This window comes from Paraburkholderia bannensis, from assembly GCF_014200455.1.
In the GTDB taxonomy this organism is placed as follows: Bacteria; Pseudomonadota; Gammaproteobacteria; order Burkholderiales; family Burkholderiaceae; genus Paraburkholderia; species Paraburkholderia bannensis_A.
The window spans coordinates 461,591-487,707 of record NZ_JACHBW010000002.1 but is presented as its reverse complement, the minus strand read 5'-3'; the positions used below and the strand labels follow the sequence as shown (position 1 = coordinate 487,707).

The following is a 26,117-nucleotide window of genomic DNA, read 5'->3' as shown; positions in this document are numbered from 1 at the left end:
ACGGCGCGTCAGTGTCCGGCGAAGTACAGCTGCTTCACGACCGCGCCCAGAAAGAACACGGCGGCGACCGCCAGCAGAATCAGGCCGAGCCGAAGGTTGCCCGCGCGAATCTGCTCGGGCGTGCGTTGTTTCTGTGAATTGCGGGTCATGCTGGCAGTACGGTTGGCCGCGGCTTCATCATCTATCGCGATCGGCGTCATTCCCTGCATCGTGAATCGCTCCTGCGTGAATACCGCGGCTGCGTTGCATGTACGGTCTTTATTCGACCGTCGGCGGATTTTCGAAGGTGTGGAACGGCGCCGGGCTCGGCACGGTCCATTCGAGACCGGTTGCCCCATCCCAGGGCTTGTCGCCGGCCTTTTCCAGCTCGCCGCCGCCGCGATACGCGGGCAGCGCGACGAAGAACAGGAAGTACACCTGCGACAGACCGAAACCGAATGCGCCGATCGTGATGACCTGGTTCCAGTCGGTGAACTGGGCCGGATAGTCGGCGTAGCGACGCGGCATCCCGGCGAGACCGACGAAGTGCATCGGCAGGAACGCGACGTTGAAGAACACCAGCGAGCACCAGAAGTGGATCTTGCCGCGCATCTCGTTGTACATCCAGCCGGTCCATTTCGGCGACCAGTAATACCACCCTGAGAACAACGCGAATAAGGATCCCGCCACCAGCACGTAGTGGAAGTGCGCCACCACGAAATAAGTCCCGTGATACTGGATGTCGAGCGGCGCCATCGCCAGCATCAGGCCCGACAGACCGCCGAACGTGAACACGATCAGAAAGCCCACGGCCCACAGCATCGGCGTTTCGAAGCTGAGCGAGCCGCGCCACATCGTAGCGACCCAGTTGAACACCTTCACGCCCGTCGGCACCGCGATCAGCATGGTCGCGTACATGAAGAACAGCTGCCCCGTCACCGGCATGCCGGTGGCGAACATGTGGTGCGCCCAGACCATGAACGAGAGAATCGCGATCGATGCCGTGGCGTACACCATCGAGCTATAACCGAACAGCGGCTTGCGCGAGAACGCCGGGATCACCTGCGACACGATCCCGAACGCCGGCAAGATCATGATGTAGACCTCGGGGTGGCCGAAGAACCAGAAGATGTGCTGGTACATGACCGGATCGCCGCCGCCAGCCGCATTGAAGAAGCTCGTGCCGAAGTGACGATCGAACAGCAGCATGGTGATCGCGCCTGCCAGAACCGGCATCACGGCGATCAGCAGATAGGCGGTGATGAGCCACGTCCACGCGAACATCGGCATCTTCATGAGCGTCATGCCCGGTGCGCGCATGTTCAGGATCGTGACGACGATGTTGATGCCGCCCATGATCGACGAGGCGCCCATGATGTGGACCGCGAAGATCGCGAAGTCCATGCCCGGACCCATTTGCGTGGAAAGCGGCGCGTAGAGCGTCCAGCCTGCGGCGGTCGCACCGCCCGGCACGAAGAACGAACCCACCAGCAGGCAGGCTGCGGCGGGCAGCAGCCAGAAGCTGAAGTTGTTCATGCGCGCGAATGCCATGTCCGATGCGCCGATCTGCAGCGGCACCATCCAGTTCGCGAAGCCCACGAAGGCCGGCATGATCGCGCCGAACACCATGATCAGGCCGTGCATCGTGGTGAGCTGGTTGAAGAACTCGGGGCGCATGATCTGCAGACCCGGTTCGAACAGCTCGGCGCGAATGCCTAGCGCCATCACGCCGCCCGACAGGAACATCACGAACGAGAACAGCAGATACAGCGTCCCGATGTCCTTGTGGTTGGTGGCCATCAGCCAGCGGCGCCAGCCGTGTGGCGTCGCGTGGGCGTGGTCGCCATGCACGTGACCGTGCCCCCCAGCTACATCGTGTCCGATGCTAGACATGACTCTTTCTCCTGTCGGCCGGAATTGGCGCGTTACCGCCTGACTACGGCCCCATGCAATTTAGTTGCTGAAGCAAATTGCTTTGCGTCTCTTACTGCAGTGTTGGCGCGCTTGCGTTGTCGCTGCTTGTGCCCGCTTTTTTACAGCGTACTGCGAGTTTCTTGTTATCAGATTCGTTATGGACTGCTTGTGCAACCGCCAGATTGCAGCTTATGCAGCCGGGGCGATTTCCACACGGCGCGCTTCCTTCGCGTCCGCACCACCAGTGATGGTTTCCGGCTTCTTCAGAATAATGTGATCCTCGGCGATGCCCGCGGCCTTCAGCGCGTCGCGCACGGCTTGCGCGCGGCGCTTCGCGAGGTCGGCGTTGGCGCTGGCCTTGCCGCTCGCGTCGGTGTAGCCCGAGAGCGTGAACTTCGCGTCCGGATGCGCCTTCGCGTAATCCGCGGCTGCCTGGATCGCGTCCTTCGCGTCGCCCGGCAGCGTGCTCTTGCCCACTTCGAAATACACGCTTGCGGGCAGCGAAGCGCTGCTTTGCGCCGCGCCCGAGGCCTGATCCGCGCCGCTGGCCGCCGCAGCCGGCGCGCTGGCTGCGGCATCGCTGCTCGCGCCCGCCGCAGCCATCGTGCCGCCGCCTTCGGGCAGCTTGCCGTTGCGCGCATCGGCCACCTGACGCGGCTGCAGGATGTCGCCCGTGTGGTTGCCCCACGCGTTGCGCTCGAATGTGATGACCGAAGCAATTTCCACGTCGTTGAGCGTGGGCGCCCAGGACGGCATCGCGTTCTTGCCCTTGAGCACGATGCTCACATGTCCGGCGATCGGGCCGTTGGCGACCTTGCTGCCGTCGAGCGCCGGGAACGCGCCCGCGCCCTTGCCCGTGGGCTGGTGGCACACCGCGCAGTTCGACGCGTAGACCTTCTCGCCGCGCTCCTTGAGCTCGGCCATCGTGTAGGTCTTGTTCGGGTCGTCGTTGGCCGCGGCCATCTTCGCCTTCTGCGTCTGCACCCATTTGGCGTAGTCGTCATCCGAAAGCACGTTGACCACCACCGGCATGTAGGCGTGTTCCTTGCCGCACAGCTCCGTGCAGAAGCCGCGATAGGTGCCCACCTTCTCCGCCTTGAACCAGGTGTCGCGCACGAAGCCCGGAATCGCATCCTGCTTCACGCCGAACGCTGGCACGTACCACGAGTGCACCACGTCGTTGGCCGTCGTGATAACGCGGATCTTCTTGTTGACCGGCACGACGAGCGCGTTGTCGACTTCCTGGAGATACGTATCGGTGATCGGCGCGAGGCCGTTCACTTCGCTGCGCGGCGTGGTAAGCGTCGAGTAGAAGTTGATGCCCTCGCCCGGCCCCTTCACGTAGTCATAGGCCCACTTCCACTGATAGCCCGTCACCTTCACGGTGATATCGGCGTTGGAGGTGTCCTTCATGGCCACCACGGCCTTTGTGGCCGGCAGCGCCATCAGCACGACGATGATGAACGGTACGATCGTCCAGATGATTTCGACGGTCGTGCTTTCGTGGAAATGCGAAGCCTGATGGCCCTTCGATTTGCGGTGCGCAAAGATCGAATAGAACATGACGCCGAATACGCCGATGAAAATCACCGTGCATAGGATCAGCATCATCGTATGAAGGTTGTAAAGCTCTTCTGCGATGCGCGTGACGGGGGGTTGGAGATTGATCTCGTTGACCGCTGGGCCGCCTGGACTGTCTCCGACTGCGAGTGCCGCGCCGGCGAAGACAAGTCCGCTGCACGCCAGCACGCCCTGTAGGGCTCGCTTGATTGTTTTCATAGCTTCCTTACCCATAAATTCCATTCAAACCCTCGACCCCGCAGGAAGGTTTTGCAACCAGGTCGCGCCCTGGGGGCGCACACGCCGCGTCGTGAATGACTCACGCCGCGCATAAATTCAGATCGCGCGCGCAAGCCACGAGCGCAGTTCCCGCGCGAACTGCGCTCGCCGATACTGCGGCAAATGCAACCCGACAGCGACCGCCTGGCCGCGGGACACGAGACGCACCGGGTCGCGTGGGGTGGCGCCCGGCTCGACCCGGACCCAGCGGGGATTGAATTCGAACTGTGTGAGCGCGTCGGCGCTCATCTGCTCGATCACCAGCCGGTTCGGATAAAGCCTGATTCGTTCGTAATCGACAGCATGGCGCGCATAGATGGCGAAGGCGCCCCCAACGACCAACAGATCGATGCCAGTGAACGGCAAAACCAGCCAGGCGCCGTGGATCAACAGCAGAACGGCGATCGCGATGGAGACCAGCGCCAGCGACAAATAGAACAACACGAATTGCCTGGGCGAAACCGAACAATTGCGCTTCATCGTCCAGTCCTTGAGGACCGGTGCCGGACTCGCCAGCAGATCAGATGTCTGCATCGCTCGTTTCCCCCCACTGCAACATCCTCAGACTATCGCCGCTTTGCGCCTTGCACAACTGAGGAGAATCTGGAGGCGCGGCGGCGTTGCACGAAAAACCATCCCGCCCCGCCGCCTGCAGACCGACGCATTATAGGCGCGATCCCCAGCCCCCACAAGCAAGGCTCAATCGGCCGGAAACCCAATATCGACGGGCCTTCCAGCGATTTTTCAATAGTATTTTGAGGGCTTGTCAGGCGCTAATTTCAGGCATAACGAAAGCCCCCTTATTACGTCACCGATTCCTTGCCGAACCTCGGCCGATATCTTCGATGCGCACGATGCCGTGGCCTTCCGCGGTCGTGCGCGGCACGGCTTTCCACGCGTGCCCGTAGATGATCTCGAAAGTCAACGGGATGGTGCCGGCGTTCGGCCCGTCGCTCAGGCGGCGCGCTTCGAGTGCGGCCAACAGTGCGCGGTGCAGGCGTCGCGACGCGCCCGGCGCATTGCCCTCGCCCGCCTCACCTGCATCGCCAAAGGCGCGCGCGAACGGATACGCGCCCCAGCGGCGCACATCGGCGAGCAGCTTTTCCGGCGTCTTGTACGTGACAGTGAGCGTTTCCTGATCCATCACCGGTATCTCGAAACCGTTCTCGACCAGCATGTCGCCAAGATCGTGCATATCGACGAAATCGATCACATGCGGCGGCATGGGCGCGCCGTGCGCGGCCTCGACTTCGGCGTAGGCGCCGCGCAGTTCCTTGAGCGTATCCGGCCCGAGCGTGCTGAACATGAGCAGGCCGTTCACCTTGAGTACACGCTGCCATTCGCCGAACACGAGGTCCGGACGCGGATGCCAGTGCAGCGCGAGATTTGACCACAGCAGCTCGAACGCGCCATGCGCAAACGGCAGCGCGGCGAAATCCGCCTGCGCGAAACGCGGCCTGCGTGCGCCGAGCGCGCGGCCGATGGAAGCCGGCAGAAAGCGCCGCCAGCTGGTGTCGCCCGCATCGTGCGCGCGGGCGCGCTCCAGCATCGCGAAAGAGAGATCGGCACCGAACACGGGCGCTTCGGGGAAGCGCTCGCGCAGCGCGGGGAGATCGTCACCTGGGCCGCAGCCCAGGTCGAGCACGCACGAGGGGCTAACCTTGATGTATTCGAGGCGCTCGCGCATGCGCTCAGCAATTTCGCGCGGCAGGAACGCAACCTCGTCGAAAGTCGCCGCACGGCGGTCGAAAATCCGCTGCAAATAGCGCGGATCATAGGCCGGACGGCCGGGTCTGGGGTGAGACGGGGACATGTCGGTCGTATTGGCGAAGTCTGCGAAGTATACTCGCTCACTCCTGTCCTTTCAGTTCACTCGCCCGCTTTGGGCCGTCCTACGATGCCGCCGCCGTCCGATTTGCCACCATCGACGACGTCTTCAGAGACGTCCAGTCCGTCGCCGCATGCGCAACGCGCTTGCCGGACGACGGCGATGCGCGCGTGGCGTGACGGCGGTGACGCACGCAAGCGCTGGCCGCGGCTCGTCCAGTTAGTGCTGTCGGATCTGCTACCGAACTCCTTAGCCACTTTGTTGCCCAGTGCCTGCCCATTATGCGGCAATTTGCCGCGACGCTCGCGCAGGTTGCGCAGCACTGCGGCAAGCCCGCGCGGCGGCCTTCGCAAGTGGGATACGGTGCTCTGCGCAGCCTGCGACGCGGCGTACTGGAATGAGGCGCGACTACGCTGCGCGGTCTGCGCGCTGCCGCTTTCCAGCAGTCGCAGCCATCAAGGGCGACCTCGCGGGGGACAACGTCATTGCGACGCTTGCCTGAAGGCACCGCCCGCCTTCGACGCGACCGTCGCGCTCGCCGACTACCGCGCGCCGCTCGACGCACTCGCGCGCGGCCTGAAGTTTCGTGCGCGGCTTGGGCTTGGCGAGGAATTCGCCCGACGCCTCGCCCGCGCGGCCGACGACGCGCTCGATCCCGCCGACGCCCCCACGCTGATCGTGCCGGTGCCGCTCTCGCGCGAACGCCTGATCGCGCGCGGCTATAACCAGGCGTGGCAGATCGCGAAGCCGCTCGCCCGCGCGCTCGGTGCGCGCGCCGACGCCACGCTGGTGCGTCGCACGCTGCACACGGCGGCGCAATCGCGGCTCGACCGGGATACGCGCCGTCGCAACGTGGGCCGCGCGTTTGCGCTAAAGGACGGCGACTGCGCGCTGCGCGGCCTGCATATCGGCGTGGTCGACGATGTAATAACATCGGGTACATGAGTACATATTACACAGGGCTGGATATAATGTGTACCCCATCCAGCCCCATCAACAGGTGCAGCCTTGCCGACGGCCTACTCCTATGTCCGGTTTTCCACACCAGATCAGCTAAAAGGCGACTCGCTGCGGCGGCAAACTGAGATATCGCAGGCCTACGTCGAAGAGCACGGCCTGACCCTCGATACCACCTTGCATTTCCGGGATCTCGGCCTGTCTGCGTTTGATCGCTCCAACGTCACTCGCGGCGCATTGGGTGGATTCCTCGAAGCTATCAAACGCGGTCGCGTTGAACCCGGTTCATTCTTGCTTGTGGAATCGCTGGACCGGCTTTCGCGCGCGGAAGTGCTGGATGCGTTCGCCGTATTCTCCGACATCCTGAAACAGGGCATCACGATAGTGACGCTCGCCGACCGAATGGTTTATAGCCAAGAGAGCCTTCGGAGCAACTTCGGCAATCTGATTGGCTCGCTTTCCATCATGGCGCGGGCGCATGAAGAATCTGCAATGAAGAGTCGTCGGCTGAAGGCTGTCTGGGACAACAAGCGAGAGAAGATCGAAGAGAAGAAGCTAACCGCTCGATGCCCACAATGGATGCGCCTAAGTGAAGACCGTAGCAGGTTCGAATTCATTCCCGAACGGGTCGAAACTGTACGAAAGATTGTTGACTGGTCGCGCGGCGGTCTTGGCAATACGGCAATAAACAAGCGACTGAATGCAGAGGAAATTCCGACATTCACGAAATCGGCTAAGGGATGGCAAGCATCATCGGTCGATAAAATTCTGGCATCCCATGCGCTCTATGGCGCGTTCCAGATGCACACCCGGGTTGAAGGGAAGACCATCCCGGATGGAGACCCTGTTGGAGACTATTTCCCGGCAATCATTACGAAAGAGGATTTTTTTCTGCTTCAGTCGATACGCCAAGGGCGACGGACCGACAGCGGCGGGAAGGCGAGGAAGGGAAATGATGTCCCTAACCTGTTCAGCGGCCTCGTAAAGTGCGGTTATTGCGGAAGTAGCATCGTCATGCTCGGCAGTGCTAGGAGCAACAAGGCAGACGGCACGCCTCGACCAATGAGGAAATCCCTCGGCTGCGATGGTGCACGACGCGGTCATAACTGCTATGGCGTTCAGTGGGAATATACGGCCTTCGAGACTAGCTTCCTCACTTTCTGTCAGGGTGTGCAGCTCGACAATTTTATTCGCGATGAGGCTATAGACGCGCAATCGAATAACGTCACGCTCTCGCTTAACCAGCTAGTGGCGGCAGCAAAAGCTGAGGTCGATGACATCCAGACAAGGCTGAATCGTTTGACGGCGCTCGCTGAAATGGGCGATACGCCCATGACGATTCTCACTCGAATCAGAGAGTTGGAGCTTCAGCTTCTTGAGAAAACGGACGCGCTAGACGAATTGGACAAGCAGTTGAGTATTGCGCTAACGTCTTCGCAGTATCGTGCGGAAAAAGTCGCCGACGTTCGTGCACTGATTGAACGCATGAATACGATGGATGAACAGACGCGCTTCGATGTGCGTGCGGCCCTAGCCGAACATCTTCGCCACATGATCCATCGAATCGACGTGTTTCCAGCAGGAACGATTTATACGCAGGCGGAAATCGATCAACGGCGCGACAGTTTGATCGCACAAGGATATTCAAAAAAACGCGCCGACATATATTTGGCGGAAACCCATCGAACAGCGCCGAAGCGACTAGGACAGGGCAAGCGTGGACGGTACGATCCGAACGCATCCAAGGGCCGTCATTTTAATATCTACGGAAAATCCGGTGGCGTTCGCTCGATCTATCCCGATCACGACGATCCGCAAAGCATCATCGTCAACATTGCGAGTCGCACATCGAAGGTCTGAGGACTTTCGCTATGGGCGAACGATTCGACTGCTGTCCTGTTAGCCCAGCAGCGAGTCTGCGGTGCAAACAAAACTATTGGTGTGATAAGTATCGGGGTCGCGAGTTGACACCGCGATTGCAGATGGGCTGACGATAGCTCGGCATGTGGGCCACCGGTGTCAACCAATTTTCTGTCTGTAAGCTATTGTTGATCATGAGTTGACACCGCGACATGGGATCACGCAATTCGCAGAACGCGCCGACCTTGGCTTGATCCTGAGTTGCAGCGCCTTCGAACGGTCGCGAAGGGCTGTTCTAACGACCGACAATTTCCCATAGCCGGTTACTTGTGGGCGCAACGATCGACCGACGTAGGGTTCTGGTTGAGCAATGACCAATCGTCGTTTTTGCTGTCGTAGGCGTCCGGTGCGCTCCGGATGTGCTTTCGAATGTATGCGTTGGTCGCGCGAATTTCCTTCAATTCCCTTTCGCGGCGCATTTCCTCTTCCATAGTCGGGTACTCTCGCGGCACGTCATACCAGCCGTACTTTTCCTTCCAGCGTCTTTTGTGTTCGGCAATCGCTGCCTGTAGTCGTTCGAATTCGTCCATATTGTCTCCGGTTTGATGCCCGATACAGTTCGAGCCTGTGTCGGTATTTATCGGGGCTCTCCGCAGCGCTTCAAGCCTCCGCCCTTGCTTATCGAAAGCTTGCTGCGCTAGATTCGATGTCTTTTGGGCGTTGAAGCTACCGTGGCAGCGAATTCCGAGCAGATTGCATCGATGTTCCGAATCACTTACTCGTCGGAATCCGCTGACGGTCGAACGAAGCCGGATTTCACGATCAACGACACTGCGAGCGACTGGCTCTGGTGGTGGTATCGCTACTTTAAGGAAAACGCCGACTACAAGGCGTACTGCGAAGCCCGCCGCAATGGCGACACGGCCATTTGTTCCATGCTGGAAAGCCGGTTCGAACGCATCGCCGAACTGTACGAGGACTGGGGTGACATCCACCTCGGCAAGCGGCTGTACAAGAACGAATCGTCGTGGCGAGAATGGCTGTTTGATCGGCGGCACCTGTTTTTTATCAATGAACCAGCGGTGAAGACGCTCTCCCGTTCTGCCGATGTTGAACGCGGGGCCATCGCCATCCAAATCCCAGCCGCCGTGTCTAAGAATGACCTGCTGCGAGTCGTCACGGAGTTCATCGAGCAGAACTACGCCGATCTGCGTACCACACCGAAGCCCAAATATGAACTGTACGCGCCGGAAGGCCGCATCGACCAGAGAACCTTTCAGACGGTAAAGAAGTCGTTCTATGTGCATGCTGCGGCGCAACAACACGTTTGGTTTCCTGATTCGAACGCAGGGACAGCGCTCGAAGTCATGGCGCTCGAACTGAAGACCCAACTAGGTTTTGACTGGGAGCTGGAGGCCGATCAGGAGGAGCGTCTGCGGAATGGCAAGCTGAGCATGCTGGAACTGGATTCGTTCAAAAAGCAGATCGCGCGGTATAAGGCGCAGTTCGATGGCTATGTCGCGAACACCATTCATGGGGTGTTTCCAAAGAAGTAGGGACCAGGAACAGATCAGATGGCGATTCCAGATTTGATCTGTTCGTTCCGCCGAAGTCTTCCGATTGGAAAAATGGCTACATCGTAAGCAATCAACGAAACAGCGGAGATTGCCCGATACGAAACCATCAACCCAATCGGAGGATCTATGCAGACTTACCAACAGCTCGACGCCGAAATCGTCGCAACGCCCGCCGCACTCGAAGCGGCTTCGCAGTCCGCGAACGTCGACCACCAGCAAACCGCAGTCGGATTCGCACCGAGCGAAGCCGGGGTGGTTGTACCCGCAACGCAGGCAGCGGCAGGCGTCAAATCGCTATTTTCGGACAATTTCCAGCAGTTCGACGTCCAACTCGCTCAGTTCGATGCCGAAGTCGCCCGCATCGAACAGATGAAAGAGCAGGTTCGAAAGCAACGTGAAAGAAATCTCCAGAAAGAGCAGGAAATCGCCATTCCGCAAATCAAGGCGTGGATCGATGCACTGAACATCACGCCCGAGCAACTGGGCTTCGCACCGCAGCCGAAGAAGGCTAAGGCACCTTCGATTCCCCGCTATCGCGATCCCGTGTCGGGCAAAAAGCATTCGGGCAAAGGTGGCCTACCGGGTTGGCTGACTCCGGAAACGAAGAACGATCCGCGCTATGAGAATCCGGAGTGGACTGCCAAGAAAGCCGCCGAAGATGCAGCCAAAGCCGCGACGAAGAACAAATCGAAAGCGCATGACGATTTCGTTGCAGCCAAGAATCCGGCTTCGAACGAAACGGTAGTGGCGTCGAATGGCGCACCGGAAGTGAGGGAAAGCATCGAGCGTCCGGAGTCCGAGAGCGGCGCGTCGATGACCGTAGCGAGCGTGGCCGTAGTCGATGTAGCGCACGCCGCTTCGAACGTGCCCGTCGCAGCTCTCGTTTCGAATCTCAACTAAACCACGTCGATAAGACGCAACGAATCGGTGTGCATGAGCGACAGTCGCTTAGTACACCGAATATAAATTAATACAGGAGTGAGTATGAACATTGATAAATTTTGGGAAATTGTTGATCAGTGCAAGGATTTCGTGAATCCCGAGGTGGCTCTTGAAGATCTCCTCTCCGAACTGTCGCCGGAAGATATTGCAGAGTTTTTTTACGTCTTCTGTCGGTTGGAAGCGTATGCGTACAGCGAGACGATGTGGTGCGCGGCGTATCTTCTGAATGGAGGCTGTAGCGACGATGGATTCGAATACTTTCGTCGTGGATTGATTTCGAAAGGTCGTGCGGTCTATGAACTCGCTCTGAAGAACCCGGATGATTTGGTTTGCCTGTGGGGACAAGGGGATATCCGAAACGAATCGTTTGGACATGCTGCTCCCGATGCGTACATGAAAAAGACCGGATTGAGCGTAGAAGAAGCTTACGACTATCTGTATGGATACAAGCGCGGCGAGGTGTTCGAACTGCACATCGACGGTCAGTTGTTCGAGCGCAAGCCGCAGACCCAATCGTGGGACTTCGATGACGAGCAGGAGAATCGTAAGCGTCTGCCTCGTTTGACTGATCTGTCCTCCCAGCAGTACGAATGCCAACTTGCCCAGTGGGCTGCTATCGGCGGGATCGCCGCATAACCACAATAAATAGACCTGTCGCAAGCCAGCAGGGCGGTCGTCACCGCTTCGCGCCGTTACCAATGAAATGACGGCCTCCTGCTGACCTTCGCGACGGTCGATCTGGTAACTCGACCTCACCACATAGCGAAGCGGAATCGTCCCGCCACGATTCCGTCAATCAGACAGGAAATACAATGGCAGATAAAGTAATAACTGCGGTGAACCCGCACGTCATCAATAAAATCGAAGGCGAAAAGTCTCCGCTCTGGAAAATCGCGGCATCCAGTTTCGAAAACGTCGAACTGACTCCGGAAGAGTTCGCCGATCACATCAATCAAGGCCACGCATTTTGCGCCCAGCATGACGGCTGGCGTGACGAGAAGCATTTCCTCGGAACGAATCTTTTGGCGGTCGATATCGACAACGGCTGGCGCTTGGAAGAAATTCTGAGCGATCCTTTCGTCATGGAGAACGCTTGCGTCGTCTATCCGACGCCGAGCCATACGGAAGCGGATCACCGCGCGCGCATCGTATTTCAGCTGGCGCACACCATCACCGACAAGTTCGAAATGCGTGCCGCGTATACCGGTGTCGTCAGGATGTTTGGCGGCGACGCGGCATGTACGGATGCTTGCCGCATGTTCTTCGGCTCGAAGGGCTCGAATCCGGTTGTGATCGGCAAGGTAATGCCGAATGATCGCCTGGCAGCATTGATCGAGTTCGGTAAAGCTCAGCGCGTTTCGGAATCGAGTGGTGACAAGCGGAGTTCGGGCGCTAAAGCTACGGCGCAGCGATCCACAATTGCTCTCGCGGTCGATCAGATGGTGACTACGGCAAACGGCAGCGATGTCCCGCTCAAGGATGCCTATGCCAAGCTGAGCGTGAGATGCCCGAATCCGAACCATCGCGACCGTCGTCCCAGTGCAGTGGTGATCACGAACCGGAACGGCATCAACGGCGTCTATTGCCATGCGTGCAAGGATTCGTTCTGGCCTGCGCCGACGCAATGGAAGAAGCACGAAAAATTCGACTTCTACCTTGCGGAGAAGATCATTCGGGACTTGCGGGTCTCCGAAGATCCTTTCTTTTTGAACGATGAAGAACGACGCATCGAGGATGGTGAACCGGCAGATCCGAGCGTAGATGTGCGGCGACACTTTGTTTTTTCGAAGCAATACGTGTCTGACGCAAACATGCAGTTTGAGCGCGGCGTAACGTTTTTGCGAAGCCCGAAGGGAACCGGCAAATCGAAATGGCTCGAAGACGTGGTGAAGCAGTGCCGCGTCGAAGGAAAGACCGTGCTCTTGATCGGCCATCGGCAAACGCTGCTGCGTAGCTTGGCTGATCGTCTCGGGCTGACCTGCTACTACTATTTCGACGGCGAGCGTCAACGCAATAATCGTCCGACCAGCTATTACGCGATTTGTCTCGACAGCATGGGCCGTTTGTTGAAACCTGCCGAGCATCGTTACGAGGTCGTAATCATCGATGAGGCCGAGCAAGTTATTTCGCACTTGACCGGTGAGACGTTGGCACGCAAGCGCCGCAAGTGTTTCGAATCGTTTCTGTTCTATCTCGGCAAGGCCGACTCGGTAATCGTATCCGACGCCGATCTTGGTCCGATTACGGTCAACACGATCTGCGACACGGTCAGGAATGACCCCGACTACCGTTTCTATGTGAACACGTACAAGGACAGCGTGTGTCCTGTCTATGTGTACGACGATGACAAGCATTTGTCTCAGGAAATGGTGGATGCCGTCGAGCGTGGTGGCCGTTATTACGTTGCGACCAATTCGCGGGGGCGTGCCGATCAACTGGCGCGGATGCTGCGGGACAAGTTCGGTGATACGAAAAAGGTCATGCTGGTCACGTCGAAGACGGTCAAAACTCAGGAAGTCGCCGCTTTCGTCAGGGAGATCGATACCGCTATCTTGGAGTATGACGTGACGATTGCGTCGCCGACAATGGGGACCGGCATCGATATCACGTTCAAGGACGGCGACAGCCATATCGATACCGTGTTCGGATTCTTCGGTGCGCGCATCAATACGCACTTCGACATGGACCAGCAGTTGTCTCGCGTGCGTAAGCCGAAAGAGATTCGCGTCTGGGTCACGCCCGAACGCTTCGCGTTCGAAACTGACCCCGGCGTGATTCGTGAAGAGGTGCGAGACAGCGAGGAGCTTGACGAACTGTTCACCGGGTATAAAGCTGACGGTACGTTCGAAGTGGACGAGCGATATCTTGAGATGTACGCGAACGTCAAATCAGTTGCGCGTGCGTCGAAGAATCGATTAAAGGCGAACTTCATCGAACTGCGCCAACGTAACGGATGGGAAATCATTCCGGTTGCCACTGACATCGATCTTCGGAAGTCTGGGAGTGTCATCCTGGACAAGGCACGCGATGCGGTAAAGGCCGATTACATCGATTCGTTGTGCGACGTCACACCCATGTCGGCAGACACCTTTGAGCGCTTTCGCGAGCGCAAGGATGAGGGCGTGCAATTGTCGCCGGATGAGGAATTGGCGATGCAGCGGAAGGCGCTTGAAATGTTTTATCGCGAAGAGATTACGCCCGATCTGGCAATTCTGGATGATGGTGGCCGGTATCGCAAAAAGGTTCGTTTGATGGAGGTATATCTTTCGCCTCGTGATCACCTTCGTGAGCGTACCGAGTGGGATCACAAACGGGACTACTTCGCGTCTGATACTGAGCGCAGTTCGGCAAAGCAGTACGTGCTGCTCAAGCTGTTCAACGCGGCGGGCATCGTAGACGATCACGGCGCATTCCGATTCGATGTCGCTGTGTCTCAGAAGTCCTTGGGTGCATTTGCGCAGCAATGCAAAGAGCTTTCGGGGAAGCTCGAAGCGCTCTTCGACATTAGCGTGCGTGGCGATGTCGCCAACAAGGCGAAGAGCCAGTTGGACGACCTCGTCGATCTCGTAGGTCTGTCCTTCGGCAAAGCAGAGCGTCGCAACAAGAAGGGTGAGGACACTGGCTACTTCTACAGGCTTGAGGAAACCAGTTGGACTCGGATCAAGACCATCATCGATCGCCGTATGAGAACCGAGGTCGGCGTAGTACCGGATATCGAAATTCTTACGCCGAGCGAGAAAGCACGTCGCACGAAAGCAAAGGGATTGCATCCCAAGGTCATGGAGTCGCTATGGAAGTGAAATTGGGCCGTGTGTCGTGGGAAGATTTGCAGCTTATTCGTGTTGCAAGTTCTACCGGTTCGAATCGGAGCGAGCCGATCAAGGAAATTACGCGCAAATTCATCGACGGCTTGGCGAAGGCAATCGATATGGAGACTCGTGCAAAGGAGTTCGACGGCAACGATCTCAATGGCTCTGTCATCCTATCCATCGATCTGAAGATCGAGCCGTATAAACGTCTGGACTTCAAAATTCCTACGAAAAGGATTTCGCTCAAGGAACTGGACGAACTGGCGAACGAACGGAAGCGAAGGGCAATCGAAGAAGAAGCGAGGCTTAAACGAATTGCCGAGCAGATAGAGGCAGGACAGCAGGATATAGCTGGCTTACCACTGACCGGTGGTGCTAACTGCATTCGGTGTGTGTAAAGCTATCGTGGATGGGAGTTGACACCGCGAGGTGGCCTGCTGAGGGAAATCCTGCGCCGGGACGAGTCGGTGTCAACTCCCATCTGTGTGTGTAAAGCTATCGTGGACGTGAGTTGACACCGAAGGCTGCCGGGCCGCCGCACGGACGAGGAGGCGACGGGCTGATCGCATGAAAACGGGCTGTCTAGACCGCGCAGCCATTCTTATAACGAATGGCATGCGCAGCACTAGACCCCCATTGAGCCGTCTCCGCCGTTCGGGTCGCCGAGAATCAACCTTGGAATACTCCGGTGTGGTCACGATTGTCCTGATCAAGGACGATTCCGCTTTCTGATGATGAAAACGTTTTTCCGTTGTCGAAGGCGAGCGCCAACGTGTAGTCGAAAATCCACCGGTCGTGTCCGTTAGGCTGGATGTGAATATTCACGACGGGGACGTTCAAGTCCGCAATGGTGGTGGTGGTTGAAAGCAGCGATAGATCGAACTGATGTGTGGAAGGATCACTGAACTCCTGATCGCCGCCGAGATTTTCCCCCTTTGCGAGATCTTCACTTAGAAACATGCTCACTTTGTTTTTCACCAGCACATTCAGCACGGTATCGTGGTCTTTATTGTCGTTGTGGGTGAAAAAAGTGATTGATGCGCGTACCAGCTTCGCGTCTCCAGCTGCCATGTTTGTCTCCTAGTCGCAAATTTCTGTTGAGTTTTAGCCCAACTCCCTATATCGTCCTCCATCCGGTCATCCCGGCTCCTTTTCCTCTTCCCGTATCTTTGTAGCATCAGCCGGATCTGTCTTCGCTCCGATATTTGTATTCGTTGCAGGGGCAGGGAGCGCGCGAGCGCCGGTGGCTGCACCTTGGTCAACTTGCTTTTCAGAAGCAGAGCTATCGACTTGCTTTGGAGTGCCAGTGCCGGGTCCGTCGTTGTCACTGAAGCTCTGCGCGACCTTCCCTGTCATGAGAATTCCGATCAGGTACATTACGTTCTGATCGATTGTGAACGTATTCGTCTTAGCGGCAATAAGCGCCGTTACGATGAATGAGCCAAGAACCCAAACAAGAAAGGCAAGACGAGTCGCTGAAAGTTGACCGTAACCATCCTCCAAAAACTGTCTGTATTTCATGGCACCGCTCCGCGTTGTTACGGATGATTAACCAGAGTTGTTATGGTCGCCATACCGTCGATGAACTTTAGGAAACCTAGATTTCATTTGCATGCGGAAGATCGATGTTGCTTCAATGAAGTGTGCGGAGGCGCACATTGGTCACGACCACGGCGACTTGTTTGCTAATTTCGCCCATGCGAAGCGAACGGAAACAGGAGACAGTTTCGATGCAGACGCAACGATGCGTTCTTAAATTGAAGATCTTTGGTCACTGGGACAGCTTTTTCAATCATCAGCCGAAACTGGCCACCTGTTGCCCGGGGCCTTCATCGCATTTGCATCATCATCTATAGGATGCGGCGTTAGGGATCGTCCGGGCAGACCTGATAGGAATAACTGGCCGGGCCTAATCGAATGGCCTAGGCGGCGATCTGGGCGGCTGGCCTTCGATTTGCTAATATCGCCTGTCCGATCAGGCGGAATGTTTACTAAATACAAAAGGTAAACATTCCGAACGCCTGAGCCATCCTGCCAGTGTACGAGGCCCCAAGGGCTGGATAGAATGTTTATAAAGTTCGACATTCGAACACTTTATAAACATTGTCGGGGGTGATCTGTGCGGGAAGGTCAGGCAAAGGTGTTGACCGAATCGGAGTTCCGTCGCGTCGTCAACGCAGCGAAGAAAGAAGCCCATGCGAAACGAAACATCGCTCTTCTGTATTGCTCGTTCGGACTCGGCCTACGCGCGAAAGAGATGGCGGCACTTCGAATCCGCCATGTGCTCAGTGTCGATGGCGAACTGCCGGACGAAATCAATCTTGATGGCTCGATGACGAAGGGCAACAAACAACGTCACGCCTACCTTACGAACCCGAAAGTTGCCGACGCGATCCGCGACTATCTCGATGAGCGTCGCATTATCGATGGCATCGCGTTCAATCACGATGCGCCGCTATTCCGTTCGCAGAAGGGCGGGCAGTTCACGCCGAACACTTTGCAGCAGCTGTTCCAGCGCATGTATTCGAAGGCTCGATTGCAAGGTGCATCGAGCCATTCGGGACGGCGCACGTTCGCGACGACCTTGATCGAAAAGGGTGTAGACATCAAGGCCGTATCGACACTCATGGGACATGCGTCGATTGCGATGACAGCGCGCTACGTTGAAGACAACCCGGTGCGGTTGAAGCAGATTAGCGCCGACGCTTTGTAACGCGGGAGGTGATCATCATGAAGATTAAGAAACGCACCAAACGCGTGAGCGCCGAACGGATGCGGCGTTATCGTGAATTGCTTGATCGAATCGCAGCGACGAACAATACTGGGCTTTCCGATGAAACCGTACTCGCGATACTGAACGCTGATCGTGGCCTCTGGTCCGAGCCTATGACCGTCGAGGAACTGTTTTCATCGTTAGGGATTGAGATGCGTTGAATTGAACCGAGCCATTCCTCGGATAACGGGCGGGCAGCGCGCGCCATCTGCGTGCGCTGTGGTGTCCGCGCTGAGTTATTCTCGCTCCGAAGCTCGATTGTCTGCGGCAATTGATTCGAGGGTTGTCGTCAAGCTGGTCAACAGGTCCTCATGGTATTGCCGAAGATGAGCGTGGATGTTCTCGTTTCGAAGCAATCTTGTGATGAACCCTTTAGCCACGACCAGAGACAGCATGGTTTCCCCCATGGTGTCTTCGACTGTCATGCTGTCCTGCTGGAGGCGCTCCATCTCGGCTTCCATACGGGAAATATCCTCGGGCGATACCTCTTCCTGCTTCTTTGGCTTGGCCTTATCGATCAGTGCATCAGACCGTGTAGTCACGAGGATCATTTCCGCGTATGTCTTCGTGAACTTATTCGCTGCAATCATCATTTCTGCCGCTTCGATTTGGCGGAACGGCTTCATCTTGCGCAGAACCGCAAAGACGGCAGGGACGACCTGTCTGTCCTTCAATAAGCGCGCCGCCTCTGGTGCGATCCCGTCGAGTAAATGGGCTTTCTCACGTACGCGCTTCACATCGATATCGAGGACTTGCGCGATCCTTTCCTCTGAGGCTCCCTTCGCAAGTGCGGCACGGATCATTCTATGTTCCTGTACCGACGCAATGCGCGTGATCTGGCGATTGAACGTGAACCCTTCGTCGTCGAGCGATACCATGCAGCGAGCCTTTTCATGTCCGAGCTGTTTCAGTGCCTCAAGTCGCATTCGACCATCGAGTAAGTCGTAGTGTCCTTCGCGGTCTCTCGACGGATGGACTGCCAACGGTTCGATAACACCCAGTTCGCGGATCGAGCTGAGTATAGTTCGGAACTTGGACGTTTCTAATACTATCGACCGGATCGTCGAAATTGGATGGATGCAGTCTAAAGGCACTTCGAGTATCGTTGGATCGAATCCGTGTCTGACTGTAGTCATGGCAGCATCTCCGGGGGAATGCGACGGGCAATGGCCTCTGGGATATCGACGATGCGCTCGGCGCGAAGAAGGGTACGAAAATGGTCGTCTGACAGGAAGCGGCGCATCGCCGATGTAATCAACAAAAGTCGCTCCTCCTGGATGCGAGCCTTCTGGATGTTGAGTTGTTGCCTCCGAACTTCCGTCTTGTAGATCCGTAGCAGCTTCTGTGGTGTCGGCTTCTCGTCGTCACGTACTGACGTAGGCTTCGGATAATATGTTTTTCCGAGTGCCTCTCGCTTGCTGATCAGTTTGCGCACACGCAGCAATTGCTCGCCCTTGAGCGTCCCTTGTTCGTAGGCTTCGAGTAGAGCTTTCTGGACATCTTCACTCGAAGCTCGGGAGATTTCAACCGCGAGCCAAATCGGCACGACCCGCTTCTCTACCGCGCGCACCAGACGCTGCTCCCCGTTATCGAGCAGGTGCAGGATGCTGGTGATGTAGCTGGCGTCGAGATTGGTTTTTCGTGCGATTTGCTCGGAGTTATATCCCCTACTCCGAAGCACTTGAATTCCACTCAACAGTTCCTCGGTCGTGTGTCGACGGCGGGCAATGTTTTCTGTTAATGAGATCAGATAGCGATCGACTTGCGGCGCATCGAAGATGCAGCAGGGAATCATCGTCTCGCCGAGATGTTTCAACGCTTCGAACCGACCCTGTCCGCAGAGAACTTCGTACCAGTCTCCTTCGTCATCGCTGCCACCGCGGGCAACGCTGATTGGCCTCTTAAGGCCCACCATCGCAATGTTCTCGACTAGTTGGGAGAAAAAAAGCGCGTTGCGAGTGCGTGGATTCAGTACCCTTAGTCGGTCAGACGAAATCAAGGTGATCCTTGTTGACGGTGAAAATGAAGCGGCCTTACTGTTTTCGCTGCTGCCATCCATGTCGCCCTCCGTGTAGTGGAACTCGGCGACCCAGATAAACAAGCATCGACAGGTCGTCGTATCGGTATGCATCAAAGCCGAATTCGTTGTGATCTTCGAGGCGCAATTTGTTGGTCCACACATCAATTGCTGGCAGCAGGTAGTAGTCGCGAATTGACAGGGCATCGGGCTCCATTCGCACCGCCACAGTAATGTCCGGCTTAAGCGCGGTGTCGAACCGAATAATCCAGCGGTTACTTCCTGCATCTGTTGTGCGGCATCGGCATAGCACCAGCGAGACCGAAAATTCACTATTCACACAGAGTAGGTCGCTGGACTGGTTGCGTTCGACGACAGCGCCGACTGTTGACATGGCGTCCATCGCCTCGGCGACGATGCTAGGGTGCAATTCCCGCAGGCGTCGGTTGATTTCGAGGTAACGATAGTCGCGGTCCGGGGTGTAGCCGATTAAGCTGTAGGTGCGAACCAGACTGCCAAAGCGACTGGAAAATGCGCTGCTCGATGGGCAATCTATGGATTCGTCGATTAGAATTCCAGATAGATAGCCGTGTCGCAGGAGAATTTTGCGCAGCACAGTCAGCATCTCTGCATCGCTGAGCCTGTAAGAACGCGCGAGTATTATCTGGCGGGCCGCGTTGAACATTAAACGGTCAACGATTGCATCGAAAGCACCCTCCGACCGTGCCCATGCTGCGGGAGGGTTTTTAACGCGCCTTTCCTTTAGCTTGAACGATGTCCGGTTCCAGACATTGTCTCCGACGTACTTGTCGTTGATCAAAATCTGATGGACTGTACCGCGCGTCCAAATTCTTCCTCGGTCTGTCGTTTTTCCCTGATGATTGAGGAGAGCGGCGATTTCGGACTCAGTCAACCCTTCCTCAACGAAAGCCTTGTATATCCAGCGAACAGTATCGGTTTCCTCGGTCGGACCGGGTACAAGGATTACCCGATCAGTCTGAATAGACTTGTAGTCGCCGGAGTTCAACTCCTGTTTGTGCAGACCGGTATGGTCGATCAGCATGCGGCGCAGACCGTATCCGGCGGGGCCGCCTTGGCGCACGCCGAGCTGGATCAGGCGCATTTGACCCGCGTGAACCTTGACGCTCAGTTCACGACTATATTCCCCGGCCATCGTGCGCTTCACGTTCTTGATGATGCTAGAGACTGCGCTCCCATCATTCTCGAACTGTTCGGCGCAGTACAGTACGCGAACACCAGCCTGTTTGCAGCGGATTTCGTAACTGGCACTCTCGTCGGGATCTTGAAAGCGGCCCCAACGGCTGACGTCGTAGACCAAGATGACGCTGAATTCCGCCTCGCCTGATTCGACATCCCGCAGGAGCGTCTTCAGTTGATCGCGGCCTTCGAGACGTAAGCCACTTTTTCCTTCGTCGGCATAGACCTTGACGATGTTCAGATTGCGAGTGACCGCAAATGTAGAGATCACGTCCCGCTGGTTTTCCGTCGAGTACTGCTGGTGTTCCGTGGACATGCGCACATAGGCGGCGGCACGTTCTTGCCCGCCACTTTCTCCAGCCGTGCGACTTCTTCGTCCACTCCCGCTCACAATGTTCCCCGTTACTGTGGAAACCGCTGCCGTTCAATTTCTGCACATCGCGTTACCGTTTGCGTCGAGGTCTTAACCAATATACTTTCGGAGGCCGGAAAGATGTTGCGGGAAACACGCAGAAATTTGCCGAGTGAGCTAAAGCGGATCTCCGACAGCGAATATGCTTTTGCTATCGCTGTTGCGTTGAAGCAGGAGATGGGGAACTCTAGGCATGCCGTAAAGACTTTGGCGCGCATGACCGGCGCCAGTGAGCGAACCGCTCAAAATTGGCTGTCGGCGGTAAGGGGGCCGAGTGGATTGCACCTCATCCGACTCTCGCAGCAGTTTGCGTCGGTTCGAGCAACGATCACGATGCTTAGCGGACAAGACACTTCTCGCTCATCAACGATCAATGCAGCTGTGTCGTTGATTAACGAAGCAGCCTCGCTCTTGCTGCGTGTCGAGGGGTCGTCTTTTTCATAGTCTGGCTGTTGTGCTGGCAAGCAACCGTTTAATCAAATGAATCCGCTCAGCTGCCTTAAGATACCTAGCGCACCACCGCAGATATTGATACCCCTCTTCGGATCAATCGCATCGGCAGGCCGATTGATCCGAATGACTTGCGATCTGGTCATCTCGGGAACCCCGTGAACGCTCGGCGCGGTTCGAACTACTCCGACTTCTACGATTGCCATCCTTTCGACGCCCGCCAGCCACGCTTCGAATCGCAAACGCCGACGCCGGATCGCGTAGTCATTCCAGTCATCGTCGTCGAGCATTAGGATATTCGGGCGCGCGACACTGCCACATTTCGGGCATCGCGGAAGTGCCGATGTCAGTGCGCAATGCTCTTCATCCACTTCGGCATGGAAATCGTCTGCCGACCATGTTTCGTGTGAGCATGGCCGCGTGCATTGCAGGCGATGAATCGAACCGTGGCATTCGAGAATCCGGTTCGCTTCGAAGCCAGCCTTCTGGAACTGACCATCGACATTGCTGGTGAAAACGAACGCGCCGTGTTCTTTCGCGGAGGCCCATCGACGCAGAATGTTGAACCCTTCGTACGGCGCGGTACGTCGATAGAGGTTGAGCCGATGACCGTAAAAGCCCCATGCCCGAACCGGATCGCGTTTGAACGCTTCGCCGTTGGCGATGTCCATAAATCCGATACCTTCGGCACGCAATGCAGGGTAGGCACGCCAGAAGCCATCGTCACCGCGAAAGTCAGGCAGGCCGGAATCAAGGCCCATACGGGCGCCGTCCGTGATGAGGATGCCATTCGCGTTTCGGATCAGTTCGGCAGCGGCTTCGATTTGTTGGGTTACGTCCATTCGTCTTCGCTTTAGTATTCGCTCGGGAATAGTACACAGGTCGAGGATTGATCGCCTTCCGTGATGATCCATACGCGCTTGCCCGCGACCTCGTACGCCGAGAATGTGCGTCCGCCGTGGATAGCTCCCAACAGGTTTGCCTCGGCATCTTTCGGCGTAACGTCGCCCCAGTCGCCATGTTCGTGACGACGCAGGTACGGATAGATATCGGCGGCTTCACGTTCGAGGTGTTCGAGTACGGCACGCGTGACAACGACGCGCCCGAGTTCGATCAAGGGAACGGGGAAGCCTGCAAACGGATTGTTGGCGGACGTAGACTGATCGTTGTTATTGGACATGGCGTTACTCCGATGGTGATGATGCGAATTCGATAGGCGAAAAAAAAACCAGGGCAGGGTGCCCTGGTTTTCGGTCGAGTCCGCGACCGTTTTCGTATGTTGGCCGAAGGACTTGTTGGATCAAGTGTTCAGGTGCTCTTCTCGTGCCTGAACGGTTCGAGTGCGCCGAGGAGGGCGCAGACGAGCCCCATGAATTTCGGCATGGACCACGAGAAGTTGTTGTCGTTAAAGGCCAGCCATTCGAATACCTCAAACGCGAGTCCCAATCCGAACCCGAAAACTCCGAAGACGGCGGCAACAATGAGATGTCGTTTGACGTTCATGGGCATTAATGACCAGTCGATCCGTCGAGGTTGACCGCACCGCTATTCGTGAGGCGTTCGCGTTGAAGCTGGTTGTAGCGCGTGTCATATGCTTTCGCGATGCAATCGGCGGTCTGACAAGCATTTCGCGTCTTGAGCCACTGGCGCTGTTCCTGCTTGACGCGGTTTTGGTTACCGGTCGTTTGCAGCGCTTCCTTGTACATGTCGGCGTTCACCGAATCGGCAGATGCAAGTGTCGGATCTGCGCAGATGACCTTTTCGACCTTGGACGATGCTTTCGCACAATTGAAAGCGGGACCATCGGCGAAGGCGGCAGTGGATACGGCAAACAGCAGGGCAGCAATGGTGATGTTTTTCATATCGTTTAAAGTTCTTCGAAATAATCTACGAACCGCTTTGCAAAGAATGGAAGAGCGAGCCACATGGTTCCCATCATGAAGAAGCACATGAGGAAATGAGCGAGTGCAGCGCGGTGCCATCCCTTGTATTTCAGGTAGAAAAACCCGAAGAGAAGCAGGTATAGGCCGGACACGTCACGCGCGTTCGGGGCGGTGTTTTCCCTGCGGACGTTTGCTCTGGCTCCGCGTTGCTTTGTGCCACATACCGGGCATTGTTTTGTCGTGTTCCAGATCGAATTGCCGCAACTGCGGCAGCTAGCCATCTTCATAGGCCGTTACAGTCCGCAACTGGATATCGTGTTCGAATCGAGTGCAACGACTTCGCTGCTCGCGGTGCGAAGCGTGTCCGCGAAGTACGCTTTGGCGTTCGGGTTCTGCATGCCGCCCATTCCATTGACGACTTTCAGTGCGGTATTGAGTTCAGCTTCGACCTTCTGTCCAAGTTCGAACTGTTGTTTTAGCGCGGATGCACAGGTCGGCGGCGCGTTCCCGCTGTCGTAGAGCTTGCGGCCAGCGAGGAATACATTGTTTGCTTCGTTGGCGGCATGCTTCCACTGCTTCGCCGGATTATCGTCTTGAGCGGAAGCACAAGTCGATCCGGCGAGCAACACGACGCCGATCAGGATATTGGCTGTTTTCATTGAGCGAGTGATCGTTGATACGACGCCACCGAACCAGTGGCGTCGTTTTCGCGTTTACTGCGACACCGAGACGTTGTACGTCGAGTTCATCGCGTCGATCTTTCCCTGATACGGAACGATCCAGTTAATCCACGTCATCGAATTCGCGAACGGAGCCGTTCCATTCCAGAGAGTTGCGTTCGTCTGGAAGTTGGTGCCGCTGTCCTTCTCAATGTCGCTGTATCCGTAAACCGATGCAGATCCATTCGGCATGCTCTGCACGTTGGTCAGATAGATCGAGCCATTCGTGTAGACGATATCGAGCGCCGTTTGATACGTCGTGCTGTACGGCAGCGTGGTCACGTTGCTCTGCGAATACGTGTTGTTCCCCTGGTTGTGGAAGATCGTCGGAATCCAGTTGCCGATGCCCTCGGGATCGAGAGAGCGTCCACCAAGGAACAGATCGAACTTGCCAGTGCCGCTGAAATCGATCAGTTCGGCCGTGTCGATTTCGGCGGAGCAGCCAGCCGAAATGCAGTTGTCCTGCGGCGCACCCGTCGTCGGATCATACGGAAGCATGGTGGCCGGTAGTCGAATCGATTTGTCGGCGGTGAACGTGCCGTCGCCGTTATTCACGAGAAAGTACGGCGATTTGTTGACGCTCGGATCGGCCACCACGATATCGGCGTATCCCTTGCCGTTGAAATCGGCAGCAGAAGCGCTGTGGAAATAGCCGGTGAACGGGAGCAACGTGTTCGTGTACTTGCCGTTTGCTTGCGGCAGCAGAATGCGAGGTTGTTCGCCTGCAAACGGTGCCGAGTCCACGCCGTGGCACGCGAAGAATACGCCGGGTTTGCCGGAGCCGTTGAAGTCGGCGACGATTGCTTTGCGCGGGTGATCGCAACCGGTATTGTCGGACAGGATATCGGACGTGTGATCGACCCATTGTCCGCTGATCAGCTTGTAGAAGTGGATCGTGCCGTTTCCACCGGGGCCACCGCAATTCGTGTCGGCGCAAGTGGCGGTGACCATCGAATACGTGCCGTCCTGAAAGAAGTCACCGAACGCAACGGCGTTGCCTTGGGTGACTTCGGATGGAAGCGGCTGCGGACCGATTGCGGCGGCAGCAGCCATCTTGTTTAGATACGACGATGCCTGAACCGGAATAGGTGTTGCTGCGGTGGGGGCCGATGCCGTGGTGGGAGCGGAAGCCGTAGTCGGTGCCGAGGCCGTGGTAGGAGCGGAAGCCGTCGATGCCGAACCACCGCCTCCGCCTCCGCACGCCGAAATCAGGACTGCACTAACCCCGATCGCGATTGTTGTTGCAACCTTCAACGTCATTTGTTGACCTTGTTATCTGTTGGTATTGCTGCTTCTATTTCGTTGCGCTCCGACTATGTGAGCGAACGCAACGCCCCGATGCGTCATGCCACGGATGACATGACGCGAATTCGATTTACGGGCGCATCGAAATGCGCCCGGTAGCTCATCGGCACGGGCGGCGGTCAGATTTCGATGATCTGGTGAACGATGGCCTGAACTGCCGGATTGTTCTTCCGAAGCAGCGAGGCGAATCGCGACACGATCAGGCGATTCTTCTTCGTCTCGATCTTGTTGATCTGGCGGACCACGACGGGATCGAACGGGCGACCGGGCTTCAGTTGCTCGATGGCCGATTTCGCGAGTGCCGTGCGCTGCTCATCGAGATCGGCCAGCGTCGCCTTGAACTTCTCGGGCGTATCCGTCGCCTCCGTCTTCCGTGCCGGTTTGTCTTTTTTCTGCATCTCTCCCGCGTTGTTTTTTGCGCCGTCCACGCCGCCAGCTTGCGCTGCAACCGCTTCGCCCGCGTTCAAACCCTTCACTTCCGCCTTCACGCTCATAGTTTTCTCCGAATGAATCTGTCAAATCGACAGCTCCATACTATCCAGCGTTTTGGGCCTCGTACACTGATTTTTATAGAAAAATCAACGAGTTGGATCGATTTCCGAAGCAGCAATTGGCGGCGTGGAGGAAGTGGGCCG

At 56.9% G+C, this 26,117-nt stretch carries 27 protein-coding genes and 1 pseudogene; 9 read left to right on the top strand and 19 right to left on the bottom strand.

Annotated features, from left to right (window positions below; translation table 11 throughout):
• Positions 1-8: 8 nt before the first annotated feature.
• The 6 genes from F4827_RS05270 to F4827_RS05245 all read right to left on the bottom strand — a co-directional run bounded on the left by F4827_RS05270 (position 9) and on the right by F4827_RS05245 (position 5,883).
• The gene (locus F4827_RS05270) at positions 9-149 is read right to left on the bottom strand and encodes a cytochrome oxidase small assembly protein (protein WP_221303599.1); all 141 of its coding nucleotides are present in this window, start codon (positions 147-149) and stop codon (positions 9-11) included.
• Positions 150-258: 109 nt separating this feature from the next.
• Positions 259-1,872 (bottom strand): cytochrome c oxidase subunit I, encoded by a 1,614-nt coding sequence (ctaD, locus tag F4827_RS05265; protein ID WP_183722503.1) that lies wholly within the window; start codon positions 1,870-1,872, stop codon positions 259-261.
• A gap of 210 nt (positions 1,873-2,082) precedes the next feature.
• The gene (coxB, locus tag F4827_RS05260; protein WP_183722500.1) at positions 2,083-3,696 is read right to left on the bottom strand and encodes a cytochrome c oxidase subunit II; all 1,614 of its coding nucleotides are present in this window, start codon (positions 3,694-3,696) and stop codon (positions 2,083-2,085) included.
• 93 nt (positions 3,697-3,789) lie between these two features.
• Positions 3,790-4,266 carry a DUF2244 domain-containing protein gene (locus F4827_RS05255; protein ID WP_183722497.1) on the bottom strand — a complete coding sequence of 159 codons (477 nt, stop codon included), beginning with the start codon at positions 4,264-4,266 and terminating at the stop codon, positions 3,790-3,792.
• 274 nt (positions 4,267-4,540) lie between these two features.
• The gene (locus F4827_RS05250; RefSeq protein ID WP_183722494.1) at positions 4,541-5,545 is read right to left on the bottom strand and encodes a methyltransferase domain-containing protein; all 1,005 of its coding nucleotides are present in this window, start codon (positions 5,543-5,545) and stop codon (positions 4,541-4,543) included.
• Between the two features lie 56 nt (positions 5,546-5,601).
• Positions 5,602-5,883, bottom strand: a complete 282-nt coding sequence (locus tag F4827_RS05245; RefSeq protein WP_183722491.1) for a hypothetical protein — start codon at positions 5,881-5,883, stop codon at positions 5,602-5,604.
• Here F4827_RS05245 and F4827_RS05240 point away from each other — a divergent pair.
• Together F4827_RS05240 and F4827_RS05235 are read left to right on the top strand one after the other, a co-directional pair.
• Positions 5,783-6,499, top strand: a pseudogene (locus F4827_RS05240) (ComF family protein); the annotation flags it as partial. The gene F4827_RS05245 and the pseudogene F4827_RS05240 overlap by 101 nt on opposite strands.
• A 69-nt stretch (positions 6,500-6,568) precedes the next feature.
• The gene (locus tag F4827_RS05235) at positions 6,569-8,377 is read left to right on the top strand and encodes a recombinase family protein (protein ID WP_183722485.1); all 1,809 of its coding nucleotides are present in this window, start codon (positions 6,569-6,571) and stop codon (positions 8,375-8,377) included.
• A gap of 323 nt (positions 8,378-8,700) precedes the next feature.
• Here F4827_RS05235 and F4827_RS05230 read toward each other — a convergent pair whose 3' ends face one another.
• Entirely contained in the window at positions 8,701-8,967 is a 267-nt protein-coding gene (locus F4827_RS05230) for a hypothetical protein (RefSeq protein ID WP_183722482.1), read from the bottom strand.
• A gap of 141 nt (positions 8,968-9,108) precedes the next feature.
• On the opposite strand from F4827_RS05230, the gene F4827_RS05225 reads away from it, so the two are divergent.
• From F4827_RS05225 to F4827_RS05205, 5 genes are all read left to right on the top strand, one after another.
• On the top strand, positions 9,109-9,933 hold the full coding sequence (locus F4827_RS05225) for a hypothetical protein (protein ID WP_184123777.1): 825 nt from the start codon (positions 9,109-9,111) through the stop codon (positions 9,931-9,933).
• Between the two features lie 147 nt (positions 9,934-10,080).
• Positions 10,081-10,854 carry an H-NS histone family protein gene (locus tag F4827_RS05220; protein WP_183722476.1) on the top strand — a complete coding sequence of 258 codons (774 nt, stop codon included), beginning with the start codon at positions 10,081-10,083 and terminating at the stop codon, positions 10,852-10,854.
• Positions 10,855-10,938: 84 nt separating this feature from the next.
• Positions 10,939-11,532 (top strand): DUF4240 domain-containing protein, encoded by a 594-nt coding sequence (locus tag F4827_RS05215; protein WP_183722473.1) that lies wholly within the window; start codon positions 10,939-10,941, stop codon positions 11,530-11,532.
• A gap of 176 nt (positions 11,533-11,708) precedes the next feature.
• Positions 11,709-14,696, top strand: coding sequence for a plasmid replication protein, CyRepA1 family (locus tag F4827_RS05210; protein ID WP_183722470.1), 2,988 nt, complete (start codon positions 11,709-11,711; stop codon positions 14,694-14,696).
• Positions 14,687-15,103 (top strand): hypothetical protein, encoded by a 417-nt coding sequence (locus tag F4827_RS05205; protein WP_183722467.1) that lies wholly within the window; start codon positions 14,687-14,689, stop codon positions 15,101-15,103. Before F4827_RS05210 ends, F4827_RS05205 begins: the two co-directional genes overlap by 10 nt.
• Before the next feature lie 271 nt (positions 15,104-15,374).
• Here F4827_RS05205 and F4827_RS05200 read toward each other — a convergent pair whose 3' ends face one another.
• Together F4827_RS05200 and F4827_RS05195 are read right to left on the bottom strand one after the other, a co-directional pair.
• Positions 15,375-15,776 (bottom strand): hypothetical protein, encoded by a 402-nt coding sequence (locus tag F4827_RS05200; RefSeq protein ID WP_183722464.1) that lies wholly within the window; start codon positions 15,774-15,776, stop codon positions 15,375-15,377.
• 66 nt (positions 15,777-15,842) lie between these two features.
• Complete coding sequence (locus F4827_RS05195) at positions 15,843-16,226, bottom strand: hypothetical protein (protein ID WP_183722461.1); 384 nt, start codon at positions 16,224-16,226, stop codon at positions 15,843-15,845.
• A gap of 622 nt (positions 16,227-16,848) precedes the next feature.
• Between F4827_RS05195 and F4827_RS05190 the strand changes: the two genes are divergently transcribed.
• Together F4827_RS05190 and F4827_RS05185 are read left to right on the top strand one after the other, a co-directional pair.
• Positions 16,849-17,418 carry a site-specific integrase gene (locus F4827_RS05190; RefSeq protein WP_221303573.1) on the top strand — a complete coding sequence of 190 codons (570 nt, stop codon included), beginning with the start codon at positions 16,849-16,851 and terminating at the stop codon, positions 17,416-17,418.
• Between the two features lie 17 nt (positions 17,419-17,435).
• Positions 17,436-17,639, top strand: coding sequence for a hypothetical protein (locus F4827_RS05185; RefSeq protein WP_183722455.1), 204 nt, complete (start codon positions 17,436-17,438; stop codon positions 17,637-17,639).
• A gap of 75 nt (positions 17,640-17,714) precedes the next feature.
• Here the strand turns inward: F4827_RS05185 and F4827_RS05180 are convergent, their stop codons facing one another.
• The 10 genes from F4827_RS05180 to F4827_RS05135 all read right to left on the bottom strand — a co-directional run bounded on the left by F4827_RS05180 (position 17,715) and on the right by F4827_RS05135 (position 25,949).
• Entirely contained in the window at positions 17,715-18,614 is a 900-nt protein-coding gene (locus tag F4827_RS05180; protein WP_183722450.1) for a plasmid partitioning protein RepB C-terminal domain-containing protein, read from the bottom strand.
• Entirely contained in the window at positions 18,611-19,537 is a 927-nt protein-coding gene (locus F4827_RS05175; RefSeq protein ID WP_183722446.1) for a ParB/RepB/Spo0J family partition protein, read from the bottom strand. The genes F4827_RS05180 and F4827_RS05175 overlap by 4 nt, the downstream gene beginning before the upstream one ends.
• The gene (locus F4827_RS05170) at positions 19,512-21,035 is read right to left on the bottom strand and encodes a recombinase family protein (RefSeq protein ID WP_311672654.1); all 1,524 of its coding nucleotides are present in this window, start codon (positions 21,033-21,035) and stop codon (positions 19,512-19,514) included. Before F4827_RS05170 ends, F4827_RS05175 begins: the two co-directional genes overlap by 26 nt.
• Before the next feature lie 566 nt (positions 21,036-21,601).
• Positions 21,602-22,417: a Sir2 family NAD-dependent protein deacetylase gene (locus F4827_RS05165; RefSeq protein WP_183722440.1), complete on the bottom strand. Its 816-nt coding sequence runs from the start codon at positions 22,415-22,417 to the stop codon at positions 21,602-21,604.
• Between the two features lie 11 nt (positions 22,418-22,428).
• A complete protein-coding gene (locus F4827_RS35125; RefSeq protein ID WP_260174975.1) occupies positions 22,429-22,755 on the bottom strand; it encodes a hypothetical protein in 327 nt (108 codons plus the stop codon).
• A 128-nt stretch (positions 22,756-22,883) separates the two neighbouring features.
• Positions 22,884-23,078, bottom strand: coding sequence for a hypothetical protein (locus tag F4827_RS05155; protein WP_183722437.1), 195 nt, complete (start codon positions 23,076-23,078; stop codon positions 22,884-22,886).
• Between the two features lie 5 nt (positions 23,079-23,083).
• Positions 23,084-23,437 (bottom strand): lysozyme inhibitor LprI family protein, encoded by a 354-nt coding sequence (locus tag F4827_RS05150; RefSeq protein ID WP_183722434.1) that lies wholly within the window; start codon positions 23,435-23,437, stop codon positions 23,084-23,086.
• Positions 23,438-23,751: 314 nt separating this feature from the next.
• Positions 23,752-24,117 carry a hypothetical protein gene (locus F4827_RS05145; RefSeq protein WP_183722432.1) on the bottom strand — a complete coding sequence of 122 codons (366 nt, stop codon included), beginning with the start codon at positions 24,115-24,117 and terminating at the stop codon, positions 23,752-23,754.
• A 54-nt stretch (positions 24,118-24,171) separates the two neighbouring features.
• On the bottom strand, positions 24,172-25,230 hold the full coding sequence (locus tag F4827_RS05140) for a VCBS repeat-containing protein (protein WP_183722429.1): 1,059 nt from the start codon (positions 25,228-25,230) through the stop codon (positions 24,172-24,174).
• Between the two features lie 371 nt (positions 25,231-25,601).
• On the bottom strand, positions 25,602-25,949 hold the full coding sequence (locus F4827_RS05135) for a hypothetical protein (RefSeq protein WP_183722426.1): 348 nt from the start codon (positions 25,947-25,949) through the stop codon (positions 25,602-25,604).
• Positions 25,950-26,117 lie beyond the last annotated feature (168 nt).